This window comes from Streptomyces sp. NPDC001868, from assembly GCF_040297125.1.
Lineage (GTDB): Bacteria > Actinomycetota > Actinomycetes > Streptomycetales > Streptomycetaceae > Streptomyces.
This window is the reverse complement of record NZ_JBEOYO010000023.1, coordinates 85,442-108,604: the sequence shown is the minus strand read 5'-3', so window position 1 is coordinate 108,604 and position 23,163 is coordinate 85,442. Positions and strand designations below refer to the sequence as shown.

General features: G+C 71.3%; 22 protein-coding genes. 15 read left to right on the top strand and 7 right to left on the bottom strand.

Annotated features, from left to right (window positions below):
• The first annotated feature begins 8 nt into the window (after positions 1 to 8).
• The gene (locus ABT147_RS25810) at positions 9 to 1,499 is read left to right on the top strand and encodes a precorrin-2 C(20)-methyltransferase (protein ID WP_351410248.1); all 1,491 of its coding nucleotides are present in this window, start codon (positions 9 to 11) and stop codon (positions 1,497 to 1,499) included.
• 42 nt (positions 1,500 to 1,541) lie between these two features.
• Here the strand turns inward: ABT147_RS25810 and ABT147_RS25805 are convergent, their stop codons facing one another.
• Positions 1,542 to 2,288, bottom strand: coding sequence for a cobalt-precorrin-6A reductase (locus ABT147_RS25805; protein WP_351410164.1), 747 nt, complete (start codon positions 2,286 to 2,288; stop codon positions 1,542 to 1,544).
• 18 nt (positions 2,289 to 2,306) lie between these two features.
• On the opposite strand from ABT147_RS25805, the gene ABT147_RS25800 reads away from it, so the two are divergent.
• A complete protein-coding gene (locus tag ABT147_RS25800) occupies positions 2,307 to 3,533 on the top strand; it encodes a cobalt-precorrin-5B (C(1))-methyltransferase (RefSeq protein WP_502983156.1) in 1,227 nt (408 codons plus the stop codon).
• Between the two features lie 209 nt (positions 3,534 to 3,742).
• Here the strand turns inward: ABT147_RS25800 and cobM are convergent, their stop codons facing one another.
• The 3 genes from cobM to ABT147_RS25785 form a co-directional block, all read right to left on the bottom strand.
• Positions 3,743 to 4,492, bottom strand: coding sequence for a precorrin-4 C(11)-methyltransferase (gene cobM / locus ABT147_RS25795; protein ID WP_351410162.1), 750 nt, complete (start codon positions 4,490 to 4,492; stop codon positions 3,743 to 3,745).
• A complete protein-coding gene (gene cbiE, locus ABT147_RS25790) occupies positions 4,489 to 5,829 on the bottom strand; it encodes a precorrin-6y C5,15-methyltransferase (decarboxylating) subunit CbiE (RefSeq protein WP_351410160.1) in 1,341 nt (446 codons plus the stop codon). The genes cobM and cbiE overlap by 4 nt, the downstream gene beginning before the upstream one ends.
• A gap of 128 nt (positions 5,830 to 5,957) precedes the next feature.
• On the bottom strand, positions 5,958 to 6,656 hold the full coding sequence (locus ABT147_RS25785; RefSeq protein WP_351410244.1) for a polysaccharide lyase family 7 protein: 699 nt from the start codon (positions 6,654 to 6,656) through the stop codon (positions 5,958 to 5,960).
• Between the two features lie 292 nt (positions 6,657 to 6,948).
• Between ABT147_RS25785 and ABT147_RS25780 the strand changes: the two genes are divergently transcribed.
• The 3 genes from ABT147_RS25780 (at position 6,949) to ABT147_RS25770 (ending at position 12,112) form a co-directional block, all read left to right on the top strand.
• The gene (locus ABT147_RS25780; RefSeq protein ID WP_351410242.1) at positions 6,949 to 9,297 is read left to right on the top strand and encodes a glycosyl hydrolase family 95 catalytic domain-containing protein; all 2,349 of its coding nucleotides are present in this window, start codon (positions 6,949 to 6,951) and stop codon (positions 9,295 to 9,297) included.
• A 114-nt stretch (positions 9,298 to 9,411) separates the two neighbouring features.
• Entirely contained in the window at positions 9,412 to 11,304 is a 1,893-nt protein-coding gene (locus tag ABT147_RS25775; RefSeq protein WP_351410158.1) for a glycoside hydrolase family 97 protein, read from the top strand.
• 268 nt (positions 11,305 to 11,572) lie between these two features.
• Positions 11,573 to 12,112: a hypothetical protein gene (locus tag ABT147_RS25770; protein ID WP_351410155.1), complete on the top strand. Its 540-nt coding sequence runs from the start codon at positions 11,573 to 11,575 to the stop codon at positions 12,110 to 12,112.
• A gap of 57 nt (positions 12,113 to 12,169) precedes the next feature.
• On the opposite strand, the gene ABT147_RS25765 is transcribed toward ABT147_RS25770, so the two are convergent.
• Positions 12,170 to 15,391: a glycosyl hydrolase family 95 catalytic domain-containing protein gene (locus ABT147_RS25765; RefSeq protein ID WP_351410152.1), complete on the bottom strand. Its 3,222-nt coding sequence runs from the start codon at positions 15,389 to 15,391 to the stop codon at positions 12,170 to 12,172.
• A gap of 445 nt (positions 15,392 to 15,836) precedes the next feature.
• On the opposite strand from ABT147_RS25765, the gene ABT147_RS25760 reads away from it, so the two are divergent.
• Positions 15,837 to 16,610, top strand: a complete 774-nt coding sequence (locus tag ABT147_RS25760) for a hypothetical protein (RefSeq protein ID WP_351410150.1) — start codon at positions 15,837 to 15,839, stop codon at positions 16,608 to 16,610.
• A 190-nt stretch (positions 16,611 to 16,800) separates the two neighbouring features.
• On the opposite strand, the gene ABT147_RS25755 is transcribed toward ABT147_RS25760, so the two are convergent.
• A complete protein-coding gene (locus ABT147_RS25755) occupies positions 16,801 to 17,232 on the bottom strand; it encodes a winged helix-turn-helix transcriptional regulator (RefSeq protein WP_351410148.1) in 432 nt (143 codons plus the stop codon).
• A 112-nt stretch (positions 17,233 to 17,344) separates the two neighbouring features.
• Between ABT147_RS25755 and ABT147_RS25750 the strand changes: the two genes are divergently transcribed.
• The 6 genes from ABT147_RS25750 (at position 17,345) to ABT147_RS25725 (ending at position 20,342) form a co-directional block, all read left to right on the top strand.
• Complete coding sequence (locus ABT147_RS25750) at positions 17,345 to 17,983, top strand: FMN-dependent NADH-azoreductase (protein ID WP_351410145.1); 639 nt, start codon at positions 17,345 to 17,347, stop codon at positions 17,981 to 17,983.
• A gap of 150 nt (positions 17,984 to 18,133) precedes the next feature.
• Positions 18,134 to 18,814 carry a DsbA family oxidoreductase gene (locus tag ABT147_RS25745; RefSeq protein WP_351410143.1) on the top strand — a complete coding sequence of 227 codons (681 nt, stop codon included), beginning with the start codon at positions 18,134 to 18,136 and terminating at the stop codon, positions 18,812 to 18,814.
• The gene (locus ABT147_RS25740) at positions 18,811 to 19,029 is read left to right on the top strand and encodes a hypothetical protein (RefSeq protein ID WP_351410142.1); all 219 of its coding nucleotides are present in this window, start codon (positions 18,811 to 18,813) and stop codon (positions 19,027 to 19,029) included. The genes ABT147_RS25745 and ABT147_RS25740 overlap by 4 nt, the downstream gene beginning before the upstream one ends.
• A complete protein-coding gene (locus ABT147_RS25735) occupies positions 19,020 to 19,652 on the top strand; it encodes an NAD(P)-dependent oxidoreductase (protein WP_351410139.1) in 633 nt (210 codons plus the stop codon). The genes ABT147_RS25740 and ABT147_RS25735 overlap by 10 nt, the downstream gene beginning before the upstream one ends.
• Before the next feature lie 10 nt (positions 19,653 to 19,662).
• Complete coding sequence (locus ABT147_RS25730; protein WP_351410137.1) at positions 19,663 to 19,794, top strand: hypothetical protein; 132 nt, start codon at positions 19,663 to 19,665, stop codon at positions 19,792 to 19,794.
• Positions 19,795 to 19,844: 50 nt separating this feature from the next.
• Positions 19,845 to 20,342, top strand: a complete 498-nt coding sequence (locus tag ABT147_RS25725; protein ID WP_351410135.1) for a GNAT family N-acetyltransferase — start codon at positions 19,845 to 19,847, stop codon at positions 20,340 to 20,342.
• A 309-nt stretch (positions 20,343 to 20,651) separates the two neighbouring features.
• Here the strand turns inward: ABT147_RS25725 and ABT147_RS25720 are convergent, their stop codons facing one another.
• The gene (locus ABT147_RS25720) at positions 20,652 to 21,617 is read right to left on the bottom strand and encodes a pirin family protein (RefSeq protein ID WP_351410133.1); all 966 of its coding nucleotides are present in this window, start codon (positions 21,615 to 21,617) and stop codon (positions 20,652 to 20,654) included.
• Between the two features lie 146 nt (positions 21,618 to 21,763).
• On the opposite strand from ABT147_RS25720, the gene ABT147_RS25715 reads away from it, so the two are divergent.
• From ABT147_RS25715 to ABT147_RS25705, 3 genes are read left to right on the top strand one after another with little or no spacing between them, the layout of a single operon-like run.
• Complete coding sequence (locus ABT147_RS25715) at positions 21,764 to 22,294, top strand: MarR family winged helix-turn-helix transcriptional regulator (RefSeq protein WP_351410130.1); 531 nt, start codon at positions 21,764 to 21,766, stop codon at positions 22,292 to 22,294.
• Positions 22,291 to 22,740 (top strand): MarR family winged helix-turn-helix transcriptional regulator, encoded by a 450-nt coding sequence (locus tag ABT147_RS25710; RefSeq protein WP_351410128.1) that lies wholly within the window; start codon positions 22,291 to 22,293, stop codon positions 22,738 to 22,740. The genes ABT147_RS25715 and ABT147_RS25710 overlap by 4 nt, the downstream gene beginning before the upstream one ends.
• A 50-nt stretch (positions 22,741 to 22,790) precedes the next feature.
• Positions 22,791 to 23,138, top strand: coding sequence for a tetratricopeptide repeat protein (locus ABT147_RS25705; protein WP_351410126.1), 348 nt, complete (start codon positions 22,791 to 22,793; stop codon positions 23,136 to 23,138).
• Positions 23,139 to 23,163 lie beyond the last annotated feature (25 nt).

Sequence of the window (23,163 nt, the reverse complement as noted above, 5' to 3'; positions counted from 1 at the left end):
GCAAGACAGTGCGCGGCAAGCTGTACGGGGTGGGGCTCGGCCCCGGTGATCCGTCCCTGATGACCGTCCGGGCCGTCGAGGTGATCTCCCAGGCGGATGTGATCGCGTATCACAGCGCCCGGCACGGCCGTTCCATCGCCCGTTCGATCGCGGCGAAGCATCTGCGCGCCGACCAGATCGAGGAACGGCTGATGTACCCGTTGACGACGGAGACCACCGACCATCCGGGCGGTTACAAGGGCGCGATGGAGGAGTTCTACGCGGAGGCGTCGGCGCGACTGGCCGCGCATCTCGACGCGGGGCGCACGGTCGCGGTCCTCGCGGAGGGCGATCCGCTCTTCTACGGCTCCTACATGCACATGCACAAGCGGCTGGTGGACCGCTACGACACCGAGGTCGTCCCCGGTGTCACGTCGGTGTCCGCCGCCGCGGCCCGCCTCGGCACCCCGCTCGTCGAGGGCGAGGAGGTACTGACGATCCTGCCGGGCACCCTGCCCGAGGAGGAGCTGACGGCGCGGCTCGCGGCGACGGACGTGGCCGTGGTGATGAAGCTGGGGCGGACCTTCACCAAGGTGCGCGGCGCGCTGGAGAGTTCGGGGCGGCTCGGCGAGGCCCGCTATGTCGAGCGGGCGACCATGCCCGGGGAGCGGATCGCCGAACTGGCGGACGTGGACCCGGAGTCGGTGCCGTACTTCTCGGTGGCCGTGCTGCCCAGCCAGGTCGACACCGAACGGCCCGAGGCCCGGGAGCGGGGCGAGGTCGTCGTGGTCGGGACCGGTCCGGCCGGTCCGCTGTGGCTGACGCCCGAGTCGCGGGGCGCGCTCGCCGCCGCCGACGATCTGGTCGGCTACACCACCTATCTGGACCGGGTACCGCAGCGGGCGGGACAGGTCCGGCACGGCTCGGACAACAAGGTCGAGTCGGAGCGCGCCGAGTTCGCCCTCGACCTGGCCCGGCGGGGGCGGCGGGTCGCGGTCGTCTCCGGGGGCGACCCCGGGGTCTTCGCCATGGCCACGGCCGTGCTGGAGGTCGCCGCGCAGCAGGAGTACGCGGACGTCCCGGTGCGGGTGCTGCCGGGGGTGACCGCCGCCAACGCGGCCGCCGCCCGCGCGGGCGCCCCCCTCGGCCACGACTACGCCACGATCTCCCTCTCCGACCGCCTCAAGCCGTGGGAGGTCATCGCCGAGCGACTGCGCGCGGCCGCCTCGGCGGATCTGGTGCTGGCCCTCTACAACCCCGGTTCACGCAGCCGCACCTGGCAGGTGGGCAAGGCACGCGAACTGCTGCTGGAGCACCGGGCGCCGGACACCCCGGTCGTGGTCGCACGGGACGTGGGCGGCTCCGGGGAGCGCGTACGGATCGTACGGCTGGCCGACCTGGACCCGGCCGAGGTCGACATGCGCACGATCCTGCTGGTCGGCTCGTCCCAGACCCAGGTCGTACGGCGCGGGGACGGCGAGGAGATCGTCTGGACGCCGCGCCGGTATCCGGAGGGGTGAGCGGGGCGGGGCTGGGTGGTGGCGCGAGCGGGGGCTGCCGGGTCAGCGGGCTCGGAGTCGTTCGTGGACCCAGTGGGCCGCCGTCTCCGGGTCCGGTGCCGTGGTGATGCCCTCGGGCGCGGGCGGCCGACGCACCACGACGACGGGCAGCCCGGCCTCCCGGGCGGCCGTCAGTTTCGGCGCGGTGGCGGCTCCCCCGCTGTCCTTCGTCACGACGACGTCGACGCGGTGGCGGCGCAGCAGCTCCCGCTCCCCGTCGAGGGTGAAGGGGCCCCGGTCGAGCAGCACCTCCATACGGGCCGGGTGCGGGGCCTCGGGCGCGTCGACGGACCGTACGAGGAACCACAGGTCGTCCAGGGCGGCGAAGGCGGCCAGGCCCATGCGCCCGGTGGTGAGGAACACACGCCGGCCGAGCGTGGGCAGCAGCTTCGCGGCGTCCGCCAGTGAGCCGACGTCGTGCCAGTCGTCGCCCGCGCCCGGGACCCAGCCGGGCCGGCGCAGCGCGAGCAGGGGAACATGGGTGGTGGCGGCAGCCCGTGCCGCGTGGAAACTCATGGTCCCGGCGAAAGGATGGGTGGCGTCGATGAGCGCGTCCACCCCGTGCTCGCGCAGCCAGGCGGCCAGCCCCTCGGCCCCGCCGAAGCCGCCGACACGGACCTCGCCCGGGGGCAGCCGGGGGCTGGCGACCCGTCCGGCGAGGGAGCTGGTCAGCCGCAGGCCGGGGGTGCCGTGCAGGAGCTCGGCGAGGCGGCGGGCCTCCGTGGTTCCGCCGAGTATCAGTACGTGCATGGAAGTACGGGTCCGTTCATGAGCGGTACGGCGAAAGACGGCGGTGAGCCGAGGGGCTTCGGTGGGGCGAAGGACGGGGGCGGGGCGAAAGACGACGGTGCGGTGAAGGACGGCGGTGCGGTGAAGGGTGCCGGCGAGGCCAAGGGTGGTCGCGCGGCCCAACTCAAGCACACCGGGCTGCGGCACGGCTGGACCACCGGTGCCTGTGCGACCGCCGCCACGACGGCCGCGTACACCGCGCTGCTGACCGGCGAGTTTCCCGACCCGGTGACCATCACCCTGCCGAAGGGGCAGACCCCGTCCTTCGCGCTCGCGGTCGAGAAGCTGACCGAGGACAGCGCGATGGCGGGGATCGTGAAGGACGCGGGCGACGACCCGGACGTCACGCACGGCGCGCTGGTCCGGGCCACCGTGCGGCGGCTGCCCGCCGGGGCCGGGGTGGTGTTCCGGGCCGGTCCCGGCGTCGGGACGATCACCCGCCCGGGCCTGCCCCTGCCCGTCGGCGAGCCGGCCGTGAACCCGGTCCCCCGGCAGATGATGCGGGACCACGTCGCCGAGGTCGCCGCCCGGCACGGCGGCACCGGCGACGTCGAGATCACCCTCTCCGTGGACCACGGCGAGGAGATCGCCCGCTCCACCTGGAACCCCCGCCTCGGCATCCTCGGCGGTCTGTCCATCCTCGGCACCACCGGGATCGTCGTCCCGTACTCCTGCTCGGCGTGGATCGACTCCATCCGGCGGGGCGTGGACGTGGCGCGGGCGGCCGGGCGTACGCATGTCGCCGGCTGCACGGGGTCGACGTCGGAGAGGACGGTCGTCGCCGAGTACGACCTGCCCGAGGACGCGCTGCTCGACATGGGCGACTTCGCGGGGGCCGTGCTCAAGTACGTGCGCCGGCATCCCGTCGACCGGCTGACCATCTGCGGCGGCTTCGCCAAGCTCTCCAAGCTCGCCGCCGGCCATCTCGATCTGCACTCCGCCCGCTCCCAGGTCGACAAGGGCTTCCTCGCCGACCTGGCCCGGCGCGGCGGCGCGGACGAGGCGCTGGCCGCCGAGGTGGCGGGCGCCAACACCGGGCTCGCCGCGCTCCAGCTGTGCGCGGCGGCCGGGGTGCCGCTCGGTGACCTGGTGGCCGAGAGGGCCCGCGACGAGGCCCTGGCCGTGCTGCGGGGCGCGCCCGTCGCGGTCGACGTCATCTGCATCGACCGCGCGGGCACGGTCGTGGGGCGCAGCGGGGTTCGCTGACTGGGGGCGCCTTCGAGCTCGGGTGCCTTGGGTACGTTGGCGACCGCGGCTCCGGTGGGGCTTCTCGCGCAGTTCCCCGCGCCCCTGAAAAGCCGGGGCTGCGCCCCGTGCCTTTCAGGCCCGCAGGGGCCTGAATCTCTTAGGGGCGCGGGGAACTGCGCGACCAGCCCCCACCGGACCCGCACCCGACAACGCACCCACCCAGCCACTCAGCAGCTATGCCGATCCCGTTCCGGCGAGTACAGGTGGCTGTCCCGGAACTGCCGCGCCCCCAGCGTTCGACCAACCATGATCACAGCCGTGCGCAGCACACCCGCACCCTTCACCTGCCCGGCGATGTCGTCCAACGTACCCCGCAGGATCACCTCGTCCGGCCGCGAGGCATACGCGACGACCGCGACGGGACAGTCCGCACCGTAATGCGGCAGCAACTCCTCCACGACCCGGTCCACATACCGCGCGGCGAGGTGCAGCACGATCAGCGCACCGCTACGCCCGAGCGTGGCCAGATCCTCCCCCTCCGGCATCGCCGTCGCCCGCTGCGCGATCCGCGTGAGGATGACGGTCTGCCCGACCGTCGGCACGGTCAGCTCCCGCTTCAGCGCGGCCGCCGCCGCCGCGAACGCGGGCACACCCGGCACCACCTCGTACGGCACCCCGGCCGCGTCCAGCCGCCGCATCTGCTCGGCGACCGCGCTGAACACGGACGGATCCCCGGAGTGCAGCCGGGCCACGTCATGGCCCTCCTCGTGCGCGCGCACCAACTCGGCGGTGATCTGGTCCAGATCGAGCTGGGCGGTGTCCACGAGCCGCGCGTCCGGCGGGCATTCGGCGAGCAGTTCGCGCGGGACGAGGCTGCCGGCGTACAGACAGACCTGGCAGGCGGCGAGCGTACGGGCGCCACGGACCGTGATCAGGTCGGCGGCACCGGGTCCGGCGCCGATGAAGTACACGGTCATCTGTCTGCTCCCGAAGTGGCGTCAACGGTGTCAACGGTGTCGAAGGGTTCGAGGGGTTCAAGGGATTTCCGTACGGCCCACTGGATCACCGGCATCGCCTGCCGCCACCCGGTGAAGCCGCCCACGGGCACGGCGTGCGCCACAGCGAGCCGTACGAGCTCGCCGCCGTGGCGGCGGTGGGCGTCGGCGAGCACCGCCTCGGACTCCAGCGTCACGGTGTTGGCGACCAGTCGTCCTCCCACGGGCAGCGCCGACCAGCAGGCTTCGAGCAGGCCCGGCACGGTGAGCCCGCCGCCGATGAACACGGCGTCCGGCGGCGGAAGTTCAGCGACTTCAGCGGCTTCGGCGGCTCCGGCGAGTTCGGCCAGCACGGCGGGCGCGGCTCCCGTGACGACCCGTAGGCCGGGGACGCCGAGCCGCTCGGCGTTGCGGGTGATGCGTGCGGCCCGCACGGGGTCGCGTTCGACGGTGACCGCCCGGCAGGAGGGGTGCGTGCGCATCCACTCGATCGCGATGGAGCCCGAGCCGCCGCCGATGTCCCACAGCAGCTCGCCGGGTGCCGGGGCGAGCGCGGCCAGGGTGGCGGCGCGGACGTACCGCTTGGTGAGCTGCCCGTCGTGCTCGTACGCCTCGTCCGGCAGGCCGGGTACGGCGCCGAGCCGCAGGGCGTCGGGGGCTCGTCGGCACTCGACGGCGACGATGTTGAGGGGGTCGCCGGGCGGGGGTGTGAGCGCCGCCCAGTCGTCGGCGGTGACGGCGTCGCCCGTCCGTTCCCTCTCCCCGCCGAGCTGTTCCAGGACGCGCAGCCGGCTCGGTCCGAAGCCCCGGTCCCGCAGCAGGGCGGCGACCTCGGCGGGCGTACCGGCGTCCGCGCTGAGCACGAGGAGCCGGCGGCCGTCGTGGAGGGCGGCGGCCAAGCGGGCGGCGGGCCTGCCGACGAGGGTGACGACCTCGGTGTCCTCCAGCGGCCAGCCGAGGCGGGCGGCGGCGTAGGAGACGGAGGAGGGGTGCGGCAGGACGCGCAGCCGGTCGCCCACCTCCTCGGCGAGAGCGCGGCCGATGCCGTAGAACATGGGGTCGCCGCTGGCCAGGACGGCGATCCGGCGGCCGGCGTGCTCGGCGAGGAGGGCGGGGACGGCGGGGCGCAGGGGCGAGGGCCAGGCGATCCGCTCGCCCGCGCACTCCGGGGGCAGCAGGTCGAGCTGTCGTGGGCCCCCGATCAGGACCTCGGCGTCACGCAGGACCGCCCGGGAGGCGTCGGGGACGCCTCGCCAGCCGTCGGCGCCGAGCCCGACGACGGTGACGGCGTACGGCGGTCCTGGTCGTGCGGGGGTCACTGCGCGATACCTCGGCGGTTCGGGGGCGGTTCTCGGGGACGACAGAGGCGCACTCTACTGGGCGGTGACCTGCGCGCCTGTGCCCGGGTTCCTGTCCCGTGGCCCTCGTGGTCCGGCGGCGGGCGCGGTCAGCGCGTCCAGTAGGCGATGTTCCGGAAGCGGGCCTCGGCGCGGCCGGAGCCGTGGTTGTAGACGCCGTTCTTGAAGTAGCGGGTGGCGGGGCCCCGGTCGTCGACGGTGAGGACGAGGGAGTCGTCGAGGTAGACCTTGATGGTGCCGGTCCCGCCGCTCGCCTGGTGGGCGATCTTCACGTTGAACCAGGTGTCGTAGGCGTTGGTCTTGAGGACCGTGCCGTCGTAGCGGCGCACGGTCCCGCCGCCCGTGTTGTGGGCGTTGAGCATGATGTCCGTGGCCGGGGTGCCCGAGGGGCGGCGGGTGCGCAGGATCTGGACGAAGGACGCGCGGTCGGTACCGGCCGGGAGGTAGACGTCGGCGTCCCACATGCGGTCACCGGTCGTGTAGTCGTTCTTCCAGCGCATCTCGGTGCGCGGGTCGGTGGTGTTGCCCTGCTCGAACGGCTCGTCGGTGGAGTACACCCACATGCGGTGGACGCCGCCGCTGTGGCTGTGGCGCTCGCTCAGGTCGAGGTTCCAGGGCTTCTGCCAGCTGTAGGTGAACGAGGTGCGCGTCCAGCCGTCGGTCGGATCGGCGGCAGGTGCCGCCGGGGCCGCCGTCGCGGCGCCGGTGAGCGGGGACTGCGGCAGGGTCAGCGCGGCACCGCCGGCCAGCAGGCCGGCTCCCGCCCGTAGGACGGTTCGCCTCTTCATCATGGGTCCTTTCCGGTGCGGATACATCGGAGGGGTTAACGTCCGGGTTAAACGTCTGGACCATGTTGCCCAAGTGAGCATGGAGGCCAATTCCACTCCCCAGTAGCCTAATTTCAGCCCAGATTGAGCCGAATCTCGCCACCCCTCAGACCATTGACAGGTACACGAACCCTGCCTAGGTTCGCCGAGACACCCGATGTATCGATGACCCGCCGTATCGATGACCGCCGTATAGATGACCCGCCGCATGAAGAACCGCCGTATCGACGGCCCTCAGGCCTGGAGGACGATGATGACCTCGCAGTCGGGGAGGCGCTCACCCCTGCCCTCACCCTTGCCCCGCCGTGCCGTGCTCGGTACCGCGCTGGGCGGAGCGGCGGTGGCCGCCCTGCCCGCGACGGCCCACGCCGGACAGTCCTTACCGGCGGCGGCACCGTCCGCCGAGACCGACGCGGTGGCCACGGGCGGCAGACGCCCCTGGAGACTCCGCGACACGATGACCACCGACCGCTCCTGGGACCGGTTCCTGCGTGACCAGGACCTCCGCTGGAGCAGACTGCCCACCCGCTGGTACGAGGGTCCGTTCCTCGGCGACGGGCTGCTCGGCAGCATGGTCTACCAGGAGCCGGGCGCCAACCGGATCCGTTTCACCGTCCAGCACGGCCGTGTCCAGGACCACCGGCCCGAGTTCGGCAGCGGCTGGGGCACCTGCCGGCTGCCGGTCGGCCACCTCACTCTCGACCCGGTCGGCACCATCACCGCCGTCGACTGGCGGCTGAGCCTGTGGAACGCCGAACTCACCGGCACCGTCACCACCACCGCCGGCACCCTCACCCTCTCCGCCCTCATCCACGACGAGGTCCTGGCCGCGCGGGTGACGGCCGAGGGCGGCGAGCGCGTCGTCTGGACCTTCCACCCCGAGGAGGCCATCAGCCCCCGGAAGATCAGCGAGGCCCCGCCCGCCGGGTACACCCCCAACCCGCCCTGGACCACCCGGACCACGGACGACGGCACCGAACAGGTCCTGCAGCCCCTGCTCACCGGCCAGACCGCCACCGCCTACCGCCGCGACGGCGACGAACTGCTGCTCAGCGTCGGCCACAGCGCCCCCTCCACGACCGCCGCCGGGGCCGACTCGCTGCGGCACCTGCGGCGCGCCCGGTCGTACGCCGCGCTCCGCCGGCGGCACCGGCGCTGGTGGCACGCCTTCTACCCGAAGAGCTTCGTGTCGTTCCCCGACGAGCGGCTGCAGAGCTTCCACTGGATCCAGCTCTACAAGGTCGCCTCCGCCAGCCGCGCGGGCGGCCCCGTCATGGCCACCTGTGGCCCCTGGCTGGAGCCGACCCCATGGCCCGCGGTCTGGTGGAACCTCAACATCCAGCTGGAGTACTGGCTCGTCCACGGCTCCAACCACCTGGAACTCGACTCGCTGGCCACCACCGTGCGCCAGAACCAGGAACAGCTGATCGCCAATGTGCCCTCCGCCTACCGCGCGGACAGCTCCGGCGTCGGGCGCAGCTCCGACATGTTCGCCAACCGGGGCGTGGGCCGGCCTGGCCAGGGCACCGAGGTCGGCAACCTCACCTGGGCGCTGCACAACGTATGGCTGACCTACCGACACTCCATGGACAAAGCCCTGCTGCGCGACACGGTCTTCCCGATCCTGCGCCGGGCGATCACCTACTACCTGCACTTCCTCACGCCGGGCAGCGACGGCAAGCTGCATCTGCCGAGCACGCTCTCCCCCGAGTACCCGGTCGTACCACCGCAGGACACCAACTACGACCTGGCCCTCATCCGCTGGGGCTGCCAGACGCTCATCGAGTCCGCCGAACTGCTCGGTGTCGACGACGAGTTGATCCCGCGCTGGCAGGAGGTGCTGACCCGGCTCACCCCGTACCCGGTCGACGACACCGGCTACATGATCGGCGCCGACACCCCGTACGCGCAGTCCCACCGGCACTACTCGCATCTGCTGATGATCTATCCGCTGTATCTCGTCAACTGGGAGCAGCCGGAGAACCGCGACCTGATCACCAAGTCGGTGGTCCGCTGGCACGCGCTGCCGAGCGCGCACCGGGGGTACAGCTACACGGGCGCCGCCTCGATGTACGCGATGACCGGGGACGGTGACACGGCGATCACCTATCTGCGGAGGTTCTTCGACCCCAGCACCCGCTATCCGTGCCAGGCCAACACCCACTACACCGAGGCCGGTCCGGTGATCGAGACACCGCTGTCCGCCTCGCAGTCGCTGCACGACATGTTCTGCCAGAGCTGGGGCGGAGTGATCCGTGTCTTCCCCGCCGTCCCGTCCGCCTGGGCGGACGTCACACTGCACGACTTCCGTACCCAGGGCGCCTTCCTGGTCAGCGCCGTCCGGAAGGGCGGGGCGACCCGGTTCATCCGGGTCAGGAGCCTGGCGGGCGAGCCGCTGAAGCTGCGGCACGGGCTGGGCGGCCGTCTCACGGTGCTCCTCGACGACGGCACCCCGGCCCGGACCCAGGACCTGGGCGACGGCACCCTCGCCATCGATCTGCCCGAGGGCCGCGAGGTGCTCGTCCACTCGGGCGCCCGGCCCGACCTCGTCATCGCACCCGTCACCGTCAGCGAACCGGGCGCGGCCTGGGGACTGCCGTAACCCCCGGGCGCGGCCTGGGGATGCCGTAACCCCCCTCGTCGACCGCCCTCGTCAACACCGCACGTCCGCACGCACCACAGGAAGGTTCCCATGGCTGTTCCCATGGCTGTTCCGATGGCTGTCCCGATCAGGACCGCGGTCGCCGGGCTCTGCGCCGGGCTGGTGGCCGCACTGCTCACGACCGTGCCCGCACGGGCCGAACCGCACGACCGCGCCTGGGCGGTGTCCGCCTCGGCACACGCGCCGCGCGCCCGGGTGTCCCTGGACTCCACCACCGGCGCCCTGAGCCTCGCGGTGTCCCGCGGCGGCCGTACGGTCGTCGAGCCGTCGCCCGTCGGCATCGTCACCGAACAGGCCGATCTGTCGCAGGGGTTGCGCTTCCTGCACCGCAAGGACAGGACGATCGACGAGCGGTACCGGACGAAGGCGGGCAAGCGGCTGGACCGCCGGGTGCGGATGAACGAGAGCCGGCTGTCGTTCGCGACCGCAGCCGGTGCCCGGCTCGACCTCGTCGTCCGAGCCTCCGCCGACGGTGTCGCCTACCGGTACGTCCTGCCCGCCGGCCACGGTGATGTCCTCGGCGAGACCTCCGCGTTCAACCTCCCGGCGGACGCGAAGGCATGGCTCGGCACCTACCGGGCCGACAACGAGGGGCAGTTCGTCCAGTACACCGCCGCGAGCGCCCCGACCGGCGCGTACTCGGACCAGGCGCTGTTCGCGACCGACGGCGGCTACACCCTGCTCGCCGAGTCCGACCTCACCGGCGCCTACTCCGGCGCCCGCCTCACCCACGAACAGGGTTCGGGCACCTACCGGATCAAGCTCGCCGACGAGCGGATCACGGCCGACGGCGGCCCCCTTGCCACCCCTTGGCGGGCCATGGTCACCGGCGACCTCGCCACCGTCACCCGCTCCACCTTCACCGACGACCTCGCGCCCACCTCCAAGGTCCGCGACCGTTCCTGGATCCGGCCCGGCACCGCCCTGTGGACCTGGCTCGCGGGCGGCCGGCCCGCTGGTCAGAGCCTCACCGCGCAGAAGGCCTACGTCGACTACGCCGCCGAACGCGGCTGGCCGTACGAGGCCGTCGACGCGGGCTGGTACTTCAGGTCCGACGCCTGGGACACCACCGACCCGGAGTGGCAGACCAACAGCTGGATGCCCGAACTCGTGGAGTACGCGCGGGCGAAGGGCGTCGGCATCATCGTCTGGATCCATCAGCGCGACCTCGACACGGCCGAGGAACGCGCCCAGTGGCTGCCCACCCTGGAGCGCTGGGGCGTCAAGGGCGTCAAGATCGACTTCATGGACTCGGAGGCGCAGGCCACGCTGAAGTGGTACGACGCGATCCTCCCCGAGACCGCCGCCCACCACCTCCTGGTCAACTTCCACGGCTCCACGATCCCCAAGGGCATCCAGCGCACCTGGCCGCATGTGATGACCCTGGAGGGCGTGGCGGGCGAGGAGAAGCGCACCAACACCGCCGCCCACCTCACCACCCTGCCGTTCACCCGTAACGTCATCGGCTCCATGGACTTCACCCCCGGCGCCTTCCAGCGCGTCGGACTGCGCCCCAACTCCGACGCGGCCGAGGTCGGGCTCACCGTCGCCTACGAGTCGGGCCTGCAGATGTTCGCGGGCACCCCCGAGTCGTACGACGCCCGCCCGCTCGCCCGCGCCTACTTCGACCAGGTCCCCGCCGCCTGGGACGACACCCGGCTCCTCGCCGGACAGCCCGGCCAGGAGGCGGTGCTCGCGCGCCGCAGCGGCGACCGCTGGTTCCTGGGCGGGGTGTACGCGGGCGCGGCCCGCACGGCGGAGGTCCCGCTGTCCCTCTCCCCCGGCCGCTGGCTGGTCGAGACGGTCCAGGACGGCGCCGACGGCCTCGTCCAGGACCGGCGGGTGATGCGCGGCGGCGACACATTCACCGTAGACATCACCACCAACGGTGGCTTCGCCGCCCTCGCCTGCCCCTGGCGCCCGGGGGTCACCACCTGCTACCGCTGAGAAAGGCGCCTCAGTCGGCCTGACACCCCAGCCCGTGCCCGCCCCGCCCGCCTCGCCGTCGTCCAGCACGACGAGGCGGGCGGGGCCGACGTGCGGCATGAGCCGGGTCTGAGGCGTGGGGGCTCTGAGGCGTGAGACGGGCGTCGTACGGGCCGTACGGGGGGCGGTCCGTCGATGGCCGGAAGCGGTGCCGTGGGCCCGACTCGGCGGGGTACTCGGGGAGTTCGATGGTTCAACGGATCCCGTCGATTCCGAGGAGGTACGTGCCGTGCGCTCCTTCAAGCGCTGGCTCGACCACAGTCTCACCGCCCAGGCGGTGCTGATCTCTGTGCTGCTGGTGGGGGTGGCCGCCCTGGTCCGCCGGAACGAGCATCCGGTGTGGTGGGTGGTTCAGGGCGGGATCTACTCCGCCGTCGTCATCACCTTCCTGGCCCTGCAACGCCGCAGGATCGGCCGTGCCGTAGGCACCGACGCGCGTGGCGTCTCCGAGCTCAACCGCAAGCTCCGGCACGGCGAGGTACCGAGCGGGCCGGAGGAGCGGGCGGCCATGCGCCGACTGGTCGCCGAGCAGTCGGCGCAGATCGAGCGGGGGGCCCGGTGGCTGCCGTACTGGCTGGGCGTCATGGGCCTGATCTCCGTCGGCGCCCTCGCCCTCGGCGTGGCCTCCGGCTCCTTGACCGCCCCGCTCGTCCTCGCCGTGGGCGTGTTCGCGTTCTGCTGCTGGATCCTCTGGATGCGCCGCCGCTCCCTCGACCGCTTCCGCTTCATGCTCTCGGCACTACGGAGCGACAACGAACCGGTGCGCTGACACGCCGTACGCGGGCGGGGGTGAGGCCGTCCGGCGTGACACGCGCCGGGCACCCCGTCACGGCTTGACGGGCCTCACCTTCTTGTCGACGCCGTTCACCCGCACGGTGACGTGCTTCCGGTTCCGCGCCCGGTCGGCCACGATGCGGTACGACGTGACCTCGCCGTCACGCCATGCGCAGTCGACCTCGTAGCCGCCGCGGGCGCGGAGGCCGGTGAAGGAGCCCTTGGCCTTCCAGTCGTCCGGGAGGGCGGGCAGGAGGTGGATGACTCCGTCGTGGCTCTGCAGCAGCATCTCCGCTACGGCGCCCGAGATGCCGAAGTTGCCGTCCATCTGGAAGGGCGGGTGGTTGCAGAACAGGTTGGGCAGCGTGTTGTAGGTCAGCAGTCCGCGCAGCATGATCTGGGCGCGCTGCCCGTCGCCGAGGCGGGCGAAGAGCGCGGCACGCCAGGGCCAGGTCCAGGAGCGGCGGCTGTCGCCCGAGACCGTCGCGGCCGTGAACGGGACGCCTTCCTTCTCGCCGCACCGCGCCTTGAGCGAGACGAGGGCGGCGGCCGCGAAGTCACGGGTGTCCGGGGTGATCTGGCGGCCCGGGTAGACCGCGAAGAGGTGCGAGGTGTGGCGGTGGATGTCGGTGGGGCTGTCGATGTCCTCCTGCCACTCCTGCAGCTGACCCCATCTGCCGATCTTGTTCGGCGCCAGGCGCGCCTGCATGTCCGCGACCACGGCCCGGTAGGCGGGGTCCGTGCCGAGCACCGCCTCGCAGTCGAGGTAGTTCTGGAACAGGTCCCAGATGATCTGCTGGTCGTACATCACGCCGTCCTCGCGCGGCCCGTGCTCCGGGGACCAGCCGTTCGGCGCGACGAGGAGCCCGTCCTCGCGCTCCTTGAGATGGTCCTCCCAGAACTCGCAGATCTCCTTGATCATCGGGTACGCGAGGGTGCGGAGGTACTCCAGGTCCTGGGTGAACGCCCAGTGTTCGTACAGGTGTTGGGCGTACCAGGCGCTCGCGACGGTGTTCCACTCCCATGAGTTGCCGCCGAAGACGCTCTGACTGGTGCGGGCGGTCCAGCCGCGGGTGTCGGCGCCGAAGGCGTTGCGGGTGGCCACGCGGCTGGGTACCGCCACCTGCTCGATGAAGCCGACGAGAGCCTGGTGGCACTCCGACAGGTTCGTCGTCTCGGCGCCCCAGTAGTTCATCTGGATGTTGATGTTGGTGTGGTAGTCGGAGGCCCACGCGGGCTGGTTGCTGTCGTTCCAGAGGCCCTGGAGGTTGGCGGGCAGGCCGTTCGGGCGGGAGGAACTGATCAGCAGATAGCGGCCGTAGTCGAACATCGACTGTTCGAGGCCGGGGTCGGCTCCACCGGCCGCGTAACGCGCCAGCCGGGCGTCGGTCGGCAGCGCGACGACGTCCGCGTCGGAGGTGCCCCAGGCGACCGAGACACGGTCCATGAGGGCCCGCGTCCCGGCGATGTGCTCGGCGCGCAGCTTGTCGTAGGACCGCCGGGCGGCCTTGGCGAGCGTTCTGGCGACGACCGGTTCCGGATCGGCTCCGCGCCACCCGGCGGCGGCGTCGAGCCGGTAGTCGGTGCGGGCGTCGAGGAGCAGGGTCAGGGTCGTGCAGTCGCTGAACCGGAGCGTCGATCCGTCGACGCCGAAGTCGCCGTCGGTGTGCACGACTTGGACCGTGCACGCGTGTTTGAGGCCGTTGCCCATGACACCCGCGAAGGCGATCCGTCGGGCGCCCGCGTCGACGGTCGTCGGAGCGTCGTCCTGTCCGGACGTCAGCGCGATCGCCCCGGAGAGCCCCCGGGCACGGTCCGAGGTGTACCGGAAGACCATGACGTCCGCGGACCGGCTCGCGAACGCCTCACGCACGACACGCCGCCCCGGCGCGCCGAAGCGGGTGATGTGGACGCCGTTCACGAAGTCGAGGGAGCGCTGGTAGTCGACGACCGCCCGCTGCGTACGCGAGTCGAAGCCCCTGCCTTCCAGCGCGACCTCCGCGATCTGGAAGCCTGTTGAGGACGCACCGGGGGTCAGGGTGAGCCGGTACACGCGGTAGGCCGTGCTGTTGGTGATCCCGAAGGTCCGTCTCTCGCCGCGGCCGGCGAAGGGCGCGCCGGGGTTCCGGGTGTCGAGGGTCGTCCAGGCCCGCCCGTCCCGCGACGCCTCCAGTACCCAGCCACGGGGGTCGTCCCGTGGCCGGTCCGGGGCCGACGTCAGCGCGTACGAGGTGACGACGACCGCGCGGGGCAGCTCGGCCTGCCAGACGACCGAGGGTGCGCCGCCGGTGACCCGCCAGACCGTCGCCGGATCACCGTCCACCGACTTCGAGATGTCCGTGGCCCGCACCCCGGCCCCCGCGCCGGATCCCTTGGACTGCCCACCGGAGTGCCCGCTCGGCGAGGACAGATACACCGAACCGCCCCCGCCGAGGTCGACGCCGGCCAGACCGATCTCGCTCACCTGGAAGTGGCTGACGCCGGCCGTGGGGACGAAGTCGAACCGGTAGAAGCGGTAGGCGGCGCTGTCGGCGCTGGTGAACTCCTTGGTCTGGAAGCGGTTCTCGAAGGGCGCGGCAAGCGTGCGGCTGTCCAGCGTGGTCCAGGAGGTGCCGTCGGCGGAACCCGAGAACGTCCACTCCCTCGGGTCGCGCTGCGGCACGTCGTTGGCGCTCGTCAGACGGTACGACGCGACCTCGACGGGGTCGGGCAGCTCGACCTGCCACCGCACCTTCGAACCGGGCCCCTCTATGCACCACTTGGTGCTCGATTCACCGTCGTACGTCTTGTCGACACCCTCCGACGCGGAGCTGCTGTACGGTCCCCCCGGAGCCGTCACCTTCGGGCTCGACCGGGAGGCGAAGGTGACGACGACGTCTCCGAAGTTCCGGTACGAGCCGAAGCCGGTCATTCCGGTGTCGAAGTCGCTGTCCGGCTTGCCGGCGAGAGCGTTGTCGTAGTTGTTGACCCCGCCCCACAGGCTCTGTTCGTTGAACTGGACGCGCTCCTCGTAGGGGCCGGCGAAGAGCATGGCGCCGAGCCGGCCGTTGCCGATCGGGAGGGCCTGCGACTGCCAGTCCGCCGCGGGCAGGCGGTACTTGAGCGCCTTGCGCGAAAGAGTCGGCCACGGGAGGGCAGCCGACGCCTCGGCCTCCGCGGCGAGGGCCTGTCCCACGGGGGTGCCTCCGGTCAGCTGAGTGATCAAAGGTGTGAAGGCGAGGGCACCGCCGAACTTGAGGAGGCTTCGTCGCTGCGGTTCGGATTCATTGATCACAGTGAGATCTCCCGGCCCATTCATCGGCTCTTTCACGGGGATGTGACAGTCACATCGACTCCTGTCGAGGACTCGATCATCGTCGCCGGTGAATAGATCGGATGTCTAGAGGTCGACACCGCCCGGCTGAGCACTGCCGACAGCACGGGAGGGGATGGGTGGCGGCACCCCGTCGCACCACTCACCGGGGGACGGCGGCCCGCCGGGCGCCGAACTCTGAGCAGATCGTGATGCGGCTCTGAAATCACTTTGAACTTCAAGCACTTCAATCTGACATGTCAGCTTCAGCCCCCGGCACCGGTGCCGCTCGTTCGTTCGTCACCGTCCGTGCGGCCCCTCGCCCCGAAGCCCCGCACACGCCCATCTCCACGGGTTGGCGACAGTCATCCTTGAACACGATAAGAGGTCCCCAGTGATATCGCGTTCCACGATCAAGCGCGCCGGATTGGCCACGGTGCTGAGCTTCGCCACGGTGATGACCGCCGTCTCGCCGGCCAGCGCGGCGACCAACATCCGCGGCGCGGAGCCGTTCAACACCGACAAGCTCCTGATGAGCCTGTGCAACGGGCGAACCGGCACCCAGGAAGGCCTGATCAACGTCGACACCGGCGAACTCAGGTCCCTCAACAACTGGAACGACATCCGCGGTCGTTGGGAGCGCTACAGAGGCTGGTGCTCCTACCCCAAGGCGTCCAGCTGGACCTGGACCGGCGGCGAGCAGCGCGTCAGCGACACCATCGTCAACTGCAGCTCGGGATCCTCGCTGAGCCAGGGCATCACGTCGAGCGGAAGCACGACCAGCACCACGAGCAACAGCGTCACCGGCTCGGTCGGCATCCAGTGGACCCCCCTCAAGGACGTGTTGTCGGTCCAGGCGGGTGGCGAGTACACGCGCACCTGGTCGTACGCGACCACGAAGGGCTGGTCCAAGACGAGCACCCTCACCGTGCCGGCCCGCCGGGTGGGCTGGATGGTTCAGCGACCGGAGATGCGCACGGTGCGCAGCAACCCGGTCTTCCACGTCGAGGCCTACACCTGGAACACGCTTCCCTTCGCGAACTGGACGACCGTCAACAGCTGGCGCGGCCGCGGCTACCGTGACATCAAGTCGCACGGCGCCTACTACGACGCCAAGGCCAACGTGACCAACAACGACGGCTCGCCCGTCGGCCAGATCGTGGCCCGCGACCGCGCGGTGAACAGCGGCGACCGCTGCTGAGCCGAGACACCCCCACCCGGGCGGACAGCCCCGGCCGCGCGCAGTGGCGATGACCTCCGACACCCCGTGGAGGCCGACACGCCACTGCCACCGCGGCCGGGGCTGCTCGGTCTCATCCAGGCGTTCGTGCTCGGAGCCGGGGCCCACCCCGACGCACGGGCAGGGCCGACCGCTCAGGGCCTGGAGAGGGTCAGCTTTTCGCGTGCGTGGGTGTCGGCTTCGTTGTCGCCTGGCCGGCGTGTGCGCGGTGCTCACGGATCTCGTCGTGATGGGTCGAGACCCAGTCGATCAGGGAGCCGACGATGTCGAGGAGGCTGACCCCGAGGGGGGTGAGGCCGTACTCGACGCGTGGGGGGACTTCGGCGTATGCGGTTCGGGTGACCAGGCCGTCCTGGACGAGCTGCCGCAGCGTAAGGGTGAGCATGCGCTGGGAGATCCCCGGCACGGTGTGGTGCAGATCGGAGTAGCGACGCACGCCCTGTTGCAGAGTGGCGATCACGAGCAGGGTCCACTTGTCGCCGACACGGTCGAGGATCTCGCGGATGAAGGCGGACTGCCCCGCGGGGATACGGGCGCACGGCCCTGTCGGCATCGTGTCGGCCGTTACGCCGGCGGTGTCCATGACGCACATACTCCTTCGGCACAGACATGAATGTGCCTTTTGTAGAGGTCTCCATACTGTCGCATGATGGTGCTGCGCACAAAAGATAAGTTTCGGTTTCGGAGGCACCTTCATGTCCTCTCTGCTGCACATCGATTCCTCCTCCCTGGGCGCCGACTCGGTGTCCCGGCAGGTCGCCCGGTCCTTTCGGGATTCCTGGCGGGGCCCGGTCGTCCACCGTGACCTCGGAGCCGCACCGGTGCCTCACCTCACCGCCGCCGGCATCGCTTCGCGCAGCGCAAACAAGGCCTCGCGCACCCCGGAGCAGGCCGCGGCCGGGGCGATCCAGGAAGAGCTGATCGGGGAGTTCCTCGGCGCGAGCGCCTATCTGTTCACGGTGCCGATGTACAACTACTCGATGCCCTCGGTGTTCAAGGCATGGCTGGACCAGGTCATGACCGTGGGTGCCACGGTGGCGCTTCCCGACGGGCCGCCGGCCGCGGGCCGCCCCGCCCTGGTCGTATCCGCCCGTGGCGGCGGCTACGGCCCCGGCACCCCCAACCACGGCATGGACCATGTGATCCCCACCCTGGAAACCGTCCTGGGACACCAGCAGGCGCTCGGCCTCGACGTGAGCGTCCTGACCCCCGAGCTCACCCTCGCCCCGGTCGTCCCCTACATGTCCGAACTCATACCGCTGCACGAGGCGTCCCTGGCGGACTCCCATGAGCAGGCCCGCAAGCTCGCCGAAGCCTTCCAGGCCGCCCTGTAGGGCCTGAAAGGGGCGCTCTCGGCGCAGACCCGCGCAGCCGGACGTCGGCGATCCCCGTACGGCACTGCCCGGCGGACCCGCGATCGCCGGCCGTCTCCGTGACCCGCCCCCCCCCGATCGGAAAGACCCGTGCACAGGAATGAGGCTTCCATGACCACGTCCACCGCGCCGGAATCATCGACACCGGACACCGGCACCCCTCTGGTCATCGAGTTGTGGACCGATCTGGGCTGCCCCTGGTGCTACATCGGCAAGCACCGGCTGGAGCAGGCCATCGCCACAGCCGCGGCCGGGCAGGTACAGGTGGTCCTTCGTTCCTTCCAGCTGGATCAGGACATGGCCTCGACACCGGTATCGGTGCCGGACGTGTTCGTCGCCAAGCACGGAGGTACGGCGGAGCAGGCCCGCCGGATGGAATCGCGGATGGCCGAACTGGCCCGCGCCGAGGGCCTGCCGTACAGCGTGGACCGCCCGGCCGCGAACACCTTCGACGTCCACCGGGTTCTGCATCTCGCCCGCGCTCACGGCGTGGCCACACCGATGTTCTCGACGTTGCAGCGCGGCTACTTCGCCGGTGAGCTCGACCCGTTCGACGACGACGTACTGGTCCGGGTCGCCGCCGACGCCGGAGTTCCGGCGCGGGAGACCCGCGCGGTGCTGTCCGGGGACACCTACGCACAGGCCGTCCGCGACGAACGGGCGGCGGGCCGGGCGCTCGGCATCACGGGTGTGCCGTTCGCGGTCTTCGACGGCACTCACGCCGTTGCCGGCGCCACCCATGTCCAGGGCTACGCGACCGCCATCGCGCAGGCACGGGGAGCGTCCGCATGACCGCACCCACCACCCGTCACACCGAGTCGGCCGACTGCGACACCCTCGTCGCGGCCGGCGACGGTGATTCCCACGCCACACCTCCGCCCGCGCTCACGCTCATCAGCGCTCCGGAAGGCGCGTTCTGCGACGCCCTAGGCCACTGCTCGGACGGAGTCACGGAGTTGAACCCTGCCCTGTGGCCCGGTCCCGTAGAGGTGAACCCATGCGCATGACCGTCTTCGGCGGTACCGGTCCCACCGGCCTGCTCCTGATCAACCAGGCCCTGGCCGAGGGCCACGAGGTCGTCGCCTATGCCCGTACGCCCGCGAAACTGCCCTCCCACCAGCGGCTCACGGCGATTCAGGGACAACTCGACGACGCGTTGGCCATCGGCGAGGCGGTGCGCGGCAGCGACGCCGTGCTCAGCGTGCTGGGCCCGGGCACCGACAAGGCGGAGATTCCCCCGCTGGTCTCCGGCTACCGCAGCATCATCGCGGCGATGCGGGAACACGAGGTCGAACGCCTCGTCGCGCTGGGCACCCCGAGCATCACCGACCCGGCCGACCGCAGGGAGCTCAAAGTCGGGCTCATGGTCACCGGCATCCGGAAGTTCCAGCCCGTGGCCTACGACGCCATCGTCCGCATCGGGCAGACGGTCCGCGACTCCGGGCTGAAGTGGACCATCGTCCGCGTCCCGCTGCTGACCAACGGCCCGAAGACCACCGCGATCAACGTCCGCGCGGTCGGCGACAAGGGCGGTGTCCGCCTCTCGCGGACCAACGCGGCCGCGTTCCTCCTCCAGCAGGCCACCGACTCCGCCCATATCGGCGCAGCACCGTTCATCACCGACAAATGAAGGAGCACACATGCGTGCTCCGATCACCACCGACTACGGCGCCACCCCCGAGATCGCCGACATCCCACGCCCGGTCCCCGGCCCGGACGAGGTGCTGGTGAAGGTCGCGGCCATCGGCCAGTGGCTCCGCGTGGATGGCTGACCAGGTAATCGGTTGGAGGCGAGGAGCTTTCGCTGGCTACGCTTCCTGGCATGGATCCCGTGATCGACGTCCTGGCGTCTTCCGAGGTGGACTGCCTGGAGCGCCTGTGGGGGCAGCTCCTGGTCCACCACAGTCGGGAGGCGGCACACCTGGCGGGTCTCGGTGCGGTTCGCTCGCCCGAGGACTCGTGGCGTCTGCGGCGGGGACAGTACCTCGAATGGCTGCAGGAGCCGCTCACCGCGGTACTGGTCGCTCGGGACGGGAATCACCTGCTCGGCTATGCGGTCGTGCGTGTCCTGGACGCCCCGGGTTCATGGCAGTGGGGGGACCAGGTCGGCGTGCTGGAAACCCTTGTGGTCGATGACGAGACTCGCGGTACCGGAGTCGGGCAGGCCCTTGTCAGGGCCGTGCGCGAGCGTCTCGCCGAGTCGGGTGTCCAGGTCATGAAGATCTCCGTCGTCGCGGGCAACGATGGCGCCCTGCGCTTCTATCAGCGGGAAGGCGCCGTCGACTTCGTGAAGACGCTGGTCATGCCCGTCTCGGGGTGACGGCGCAGACCGGATCGGCGGCTGCGGCCAGGATGCCGCCGTATCCGCTGGGGGCAGAGCCCTGGCCGACCCCTCGTGCAGCCGTGGCCGGGTACTGAGTCCACGTGCGGATGGATGAGTCGGGGCGAACTTGGCCTTCGGCTCGGCGCGTACGTCGCGCCGGCGGACATGGGCGGCGATGGCGGCGGTGTTCCAGTCGGACGAGGGACGTCCGGGCGATCAGGCGGATGTACTCGCGCACCCGCTCACCGATCGTCTGGGGGCGTCCCCCGCACCGTTGTCAGCAAAGGTCAGCATGGGTCCTGCTGGTCAGCGCACCCTTCCGCGCGGCTTCAGCGGTACCGCCGGCAACGCGGGGGCGGGCAGCGGTGCGCCGTCGTATCCCTTCACCTCACCGAAGCGGTCGCCGGTCATCCAGTCCTGGCGGGCCTGTTCGATCTCGGTCTGGGTGCGGCCGATGAAGTTCCAGAACATGATCAACTCTTCCTCGAAGGGCTCGCCGCCGAGGAGCATGACGGAGGCGTTCGAGTCGGCCCGGAGGGGGAGTTCGGTGCGGCCGCAGCCGAGGTAGAGCATGGAGCCGGGCAGGACGGGGACGCCGTCGACGTGGGCCTCGCCGGACATGGCGAGGACGGCGTACTCGAAGTCGGGTTCGAGGGGGAGGCGCACGTCGGCGCCGGACGTCAGGGTGAGGTCGGCGCCGACGATCGGGGTGAAGGTCGTGCCGGGCGACGTCGCGCCGTCCAGGGAGCCGAGGATGAGGGTGGCGCTCAGGCCGGCGGCGGTGACGACGGGCAGTTCGGCGTGGTGCTCGAAGCGCGGGTCGGTGTGCCGGTGGCTGTCGGGCAGGGCCACCCAGAGCTGGGCGCCGTGCAGAAAGCGGGCGTGCGGCCTCGGGCTCTCCTCCGAGTGGCTGATGGCCCGTCCGGAGGTCATCAGACCCAGCTCGCGCGGGCGGATCGTCTGGAGGCTGCCCGTGGAGTCGCGGTGCAGCACCTCGCCCTCGTGCAGCCAACTGACCGTCTGCAGACCCATGTGCGGATGCGGCGGCACCTGCATACCGGGCTCGTCGGCGATGTCGTCGGGGCCGTAGTGATCGACGAAGGCCCAGGCGCCCACCATGCGGCGGCCCAGGTTGGGCAGCAGCCGCCGCACCTCGGTGGACTCGCCGAGCTTCACCCGGCGGGGGCTGAGAAGTTCACGCACCGGCTCGGCCACCACGAACCCCCGGCCGCCGCACACCGCGGGCACCGCCTCGCGATCAAGATTGCTCATGTCCACAACCTAGACCCGTCCGGCTCCCGCCGTCAGCCATCCCCCCGCCCACCTCGGGGCACTTGGCTCAGAAGCGGGCGCGGAGCCGGTCGCGAGGGCGGTGAAAATTAGTAGCCATGGCTATAGTAGCCATGTACGTTATCCCTATGAGTTCGGCTCTCGAAGGCGCGACCCCCGGTTTCCTCGTCTGGCGGCTGTCCATGAAGTGGCGGGTCGCGGTCGACCGCGCCCTCGCCCCGCTGGGGCTGACGCACGCGCAGTACGCGCTGGTGGCATCGCTGTACGGCATGCACCGGGCCGGCCGGCGGCCGAGTCAGCGGCAGCTCGCGGACCACACCGGCCTGGAGGCCCTGTACGTCTCCAAGCTGGCCCGCGCCCTGGAGGCCGCCGGTCTCCTCGAACGCACGCGTGACCCCCGCGACCCCCGTGCGGTGCGGCTGGCGCTCACCGAGCAGGGCCGCGATGTCACCCGGCGCGCGATCGAGGTCGTCCAGGGGCTGATGCACCAGCTGCTGGAGCCGCTCGGCGGCCTCGACGGCGCCCGGACCGGGGAGTTCGCACGCGAACTGACCGCCCTGCTCGACGTACCGCTCGTCCCGCCCCCCGACCACGAGCACAACCCCGACCACAAACACGAGCACGAGCACGACCACGAGCACGAGAAGGAGCAGTCATGACCACCACCGCACCCACCGTCAACGGCCGCGTCGTCGCCCTCGCCCACTACGCGAGCCGCGCGGTCCTGGAGCGCGTGCTGACCGGCTACGGACTGACGTTCCAGCAGTCGGTGGCCCTCCGGGTCGTCGCGGTCGCCGACGAACCCGTCAACCGGGACGGGCTCGTGGATCAGGTCGTCGGCTTCCTCAAGGTCGAGCAGGCCGACATACGGGCCGTCGTCGAGGAGTTGGTCTCCGCGAAGCTGGTGGAGACGGACCCGGCGCGGCCGTCCCGGGTCAGGATCACGGACGCCGGACGGGAGGCGTTCACCGGGTCCGCCGCCGAGGTCGCGCCCGTCTCCGCCCGGATCTACGCCGGCATCCCCGCCGAGGACCTGGCGGCGGCCGGTCGCGTACTGACCCTCGTCACCGAGCGCGCCAACGCGGAGCTCGCCGCCCTGAAGTAGTGGAATAGCCAACCGCCCGTGCGGGTTGTGGGCCTCGAAGGAGGTCACCAGTGGACACGACGTACTACGACCACGGAACACCCGCCGAGCGCTGGGAGCGTGCCCGGATGTTCTTCGAGGCCAAGGACTACGCCGCCGCCGCGCGCGTCCTCGGCCCGCTGGTCGAGGAGGTCCCGGAGCAGACCGGACCCCGGCTGCTGCTGGCCCGCTCCTACTACCACTCGGCCCAACTGCGCCGCGCCGAGGCCGAGTTGCGCGTCCTCGTCGAGCGGGACCCGGTGGAGCACTACGCCCGGCTGATGCTGGGCCGCACGCTCGAACGGCAGGCCCGGCACGAGGAGGCGGAGTCCCATCTGCGGATCGCCTCCGCGCTCGCGGGCGACTTCGAGCGGCTCTGACGGTCGAGGAGCACAAGGAGTAAAG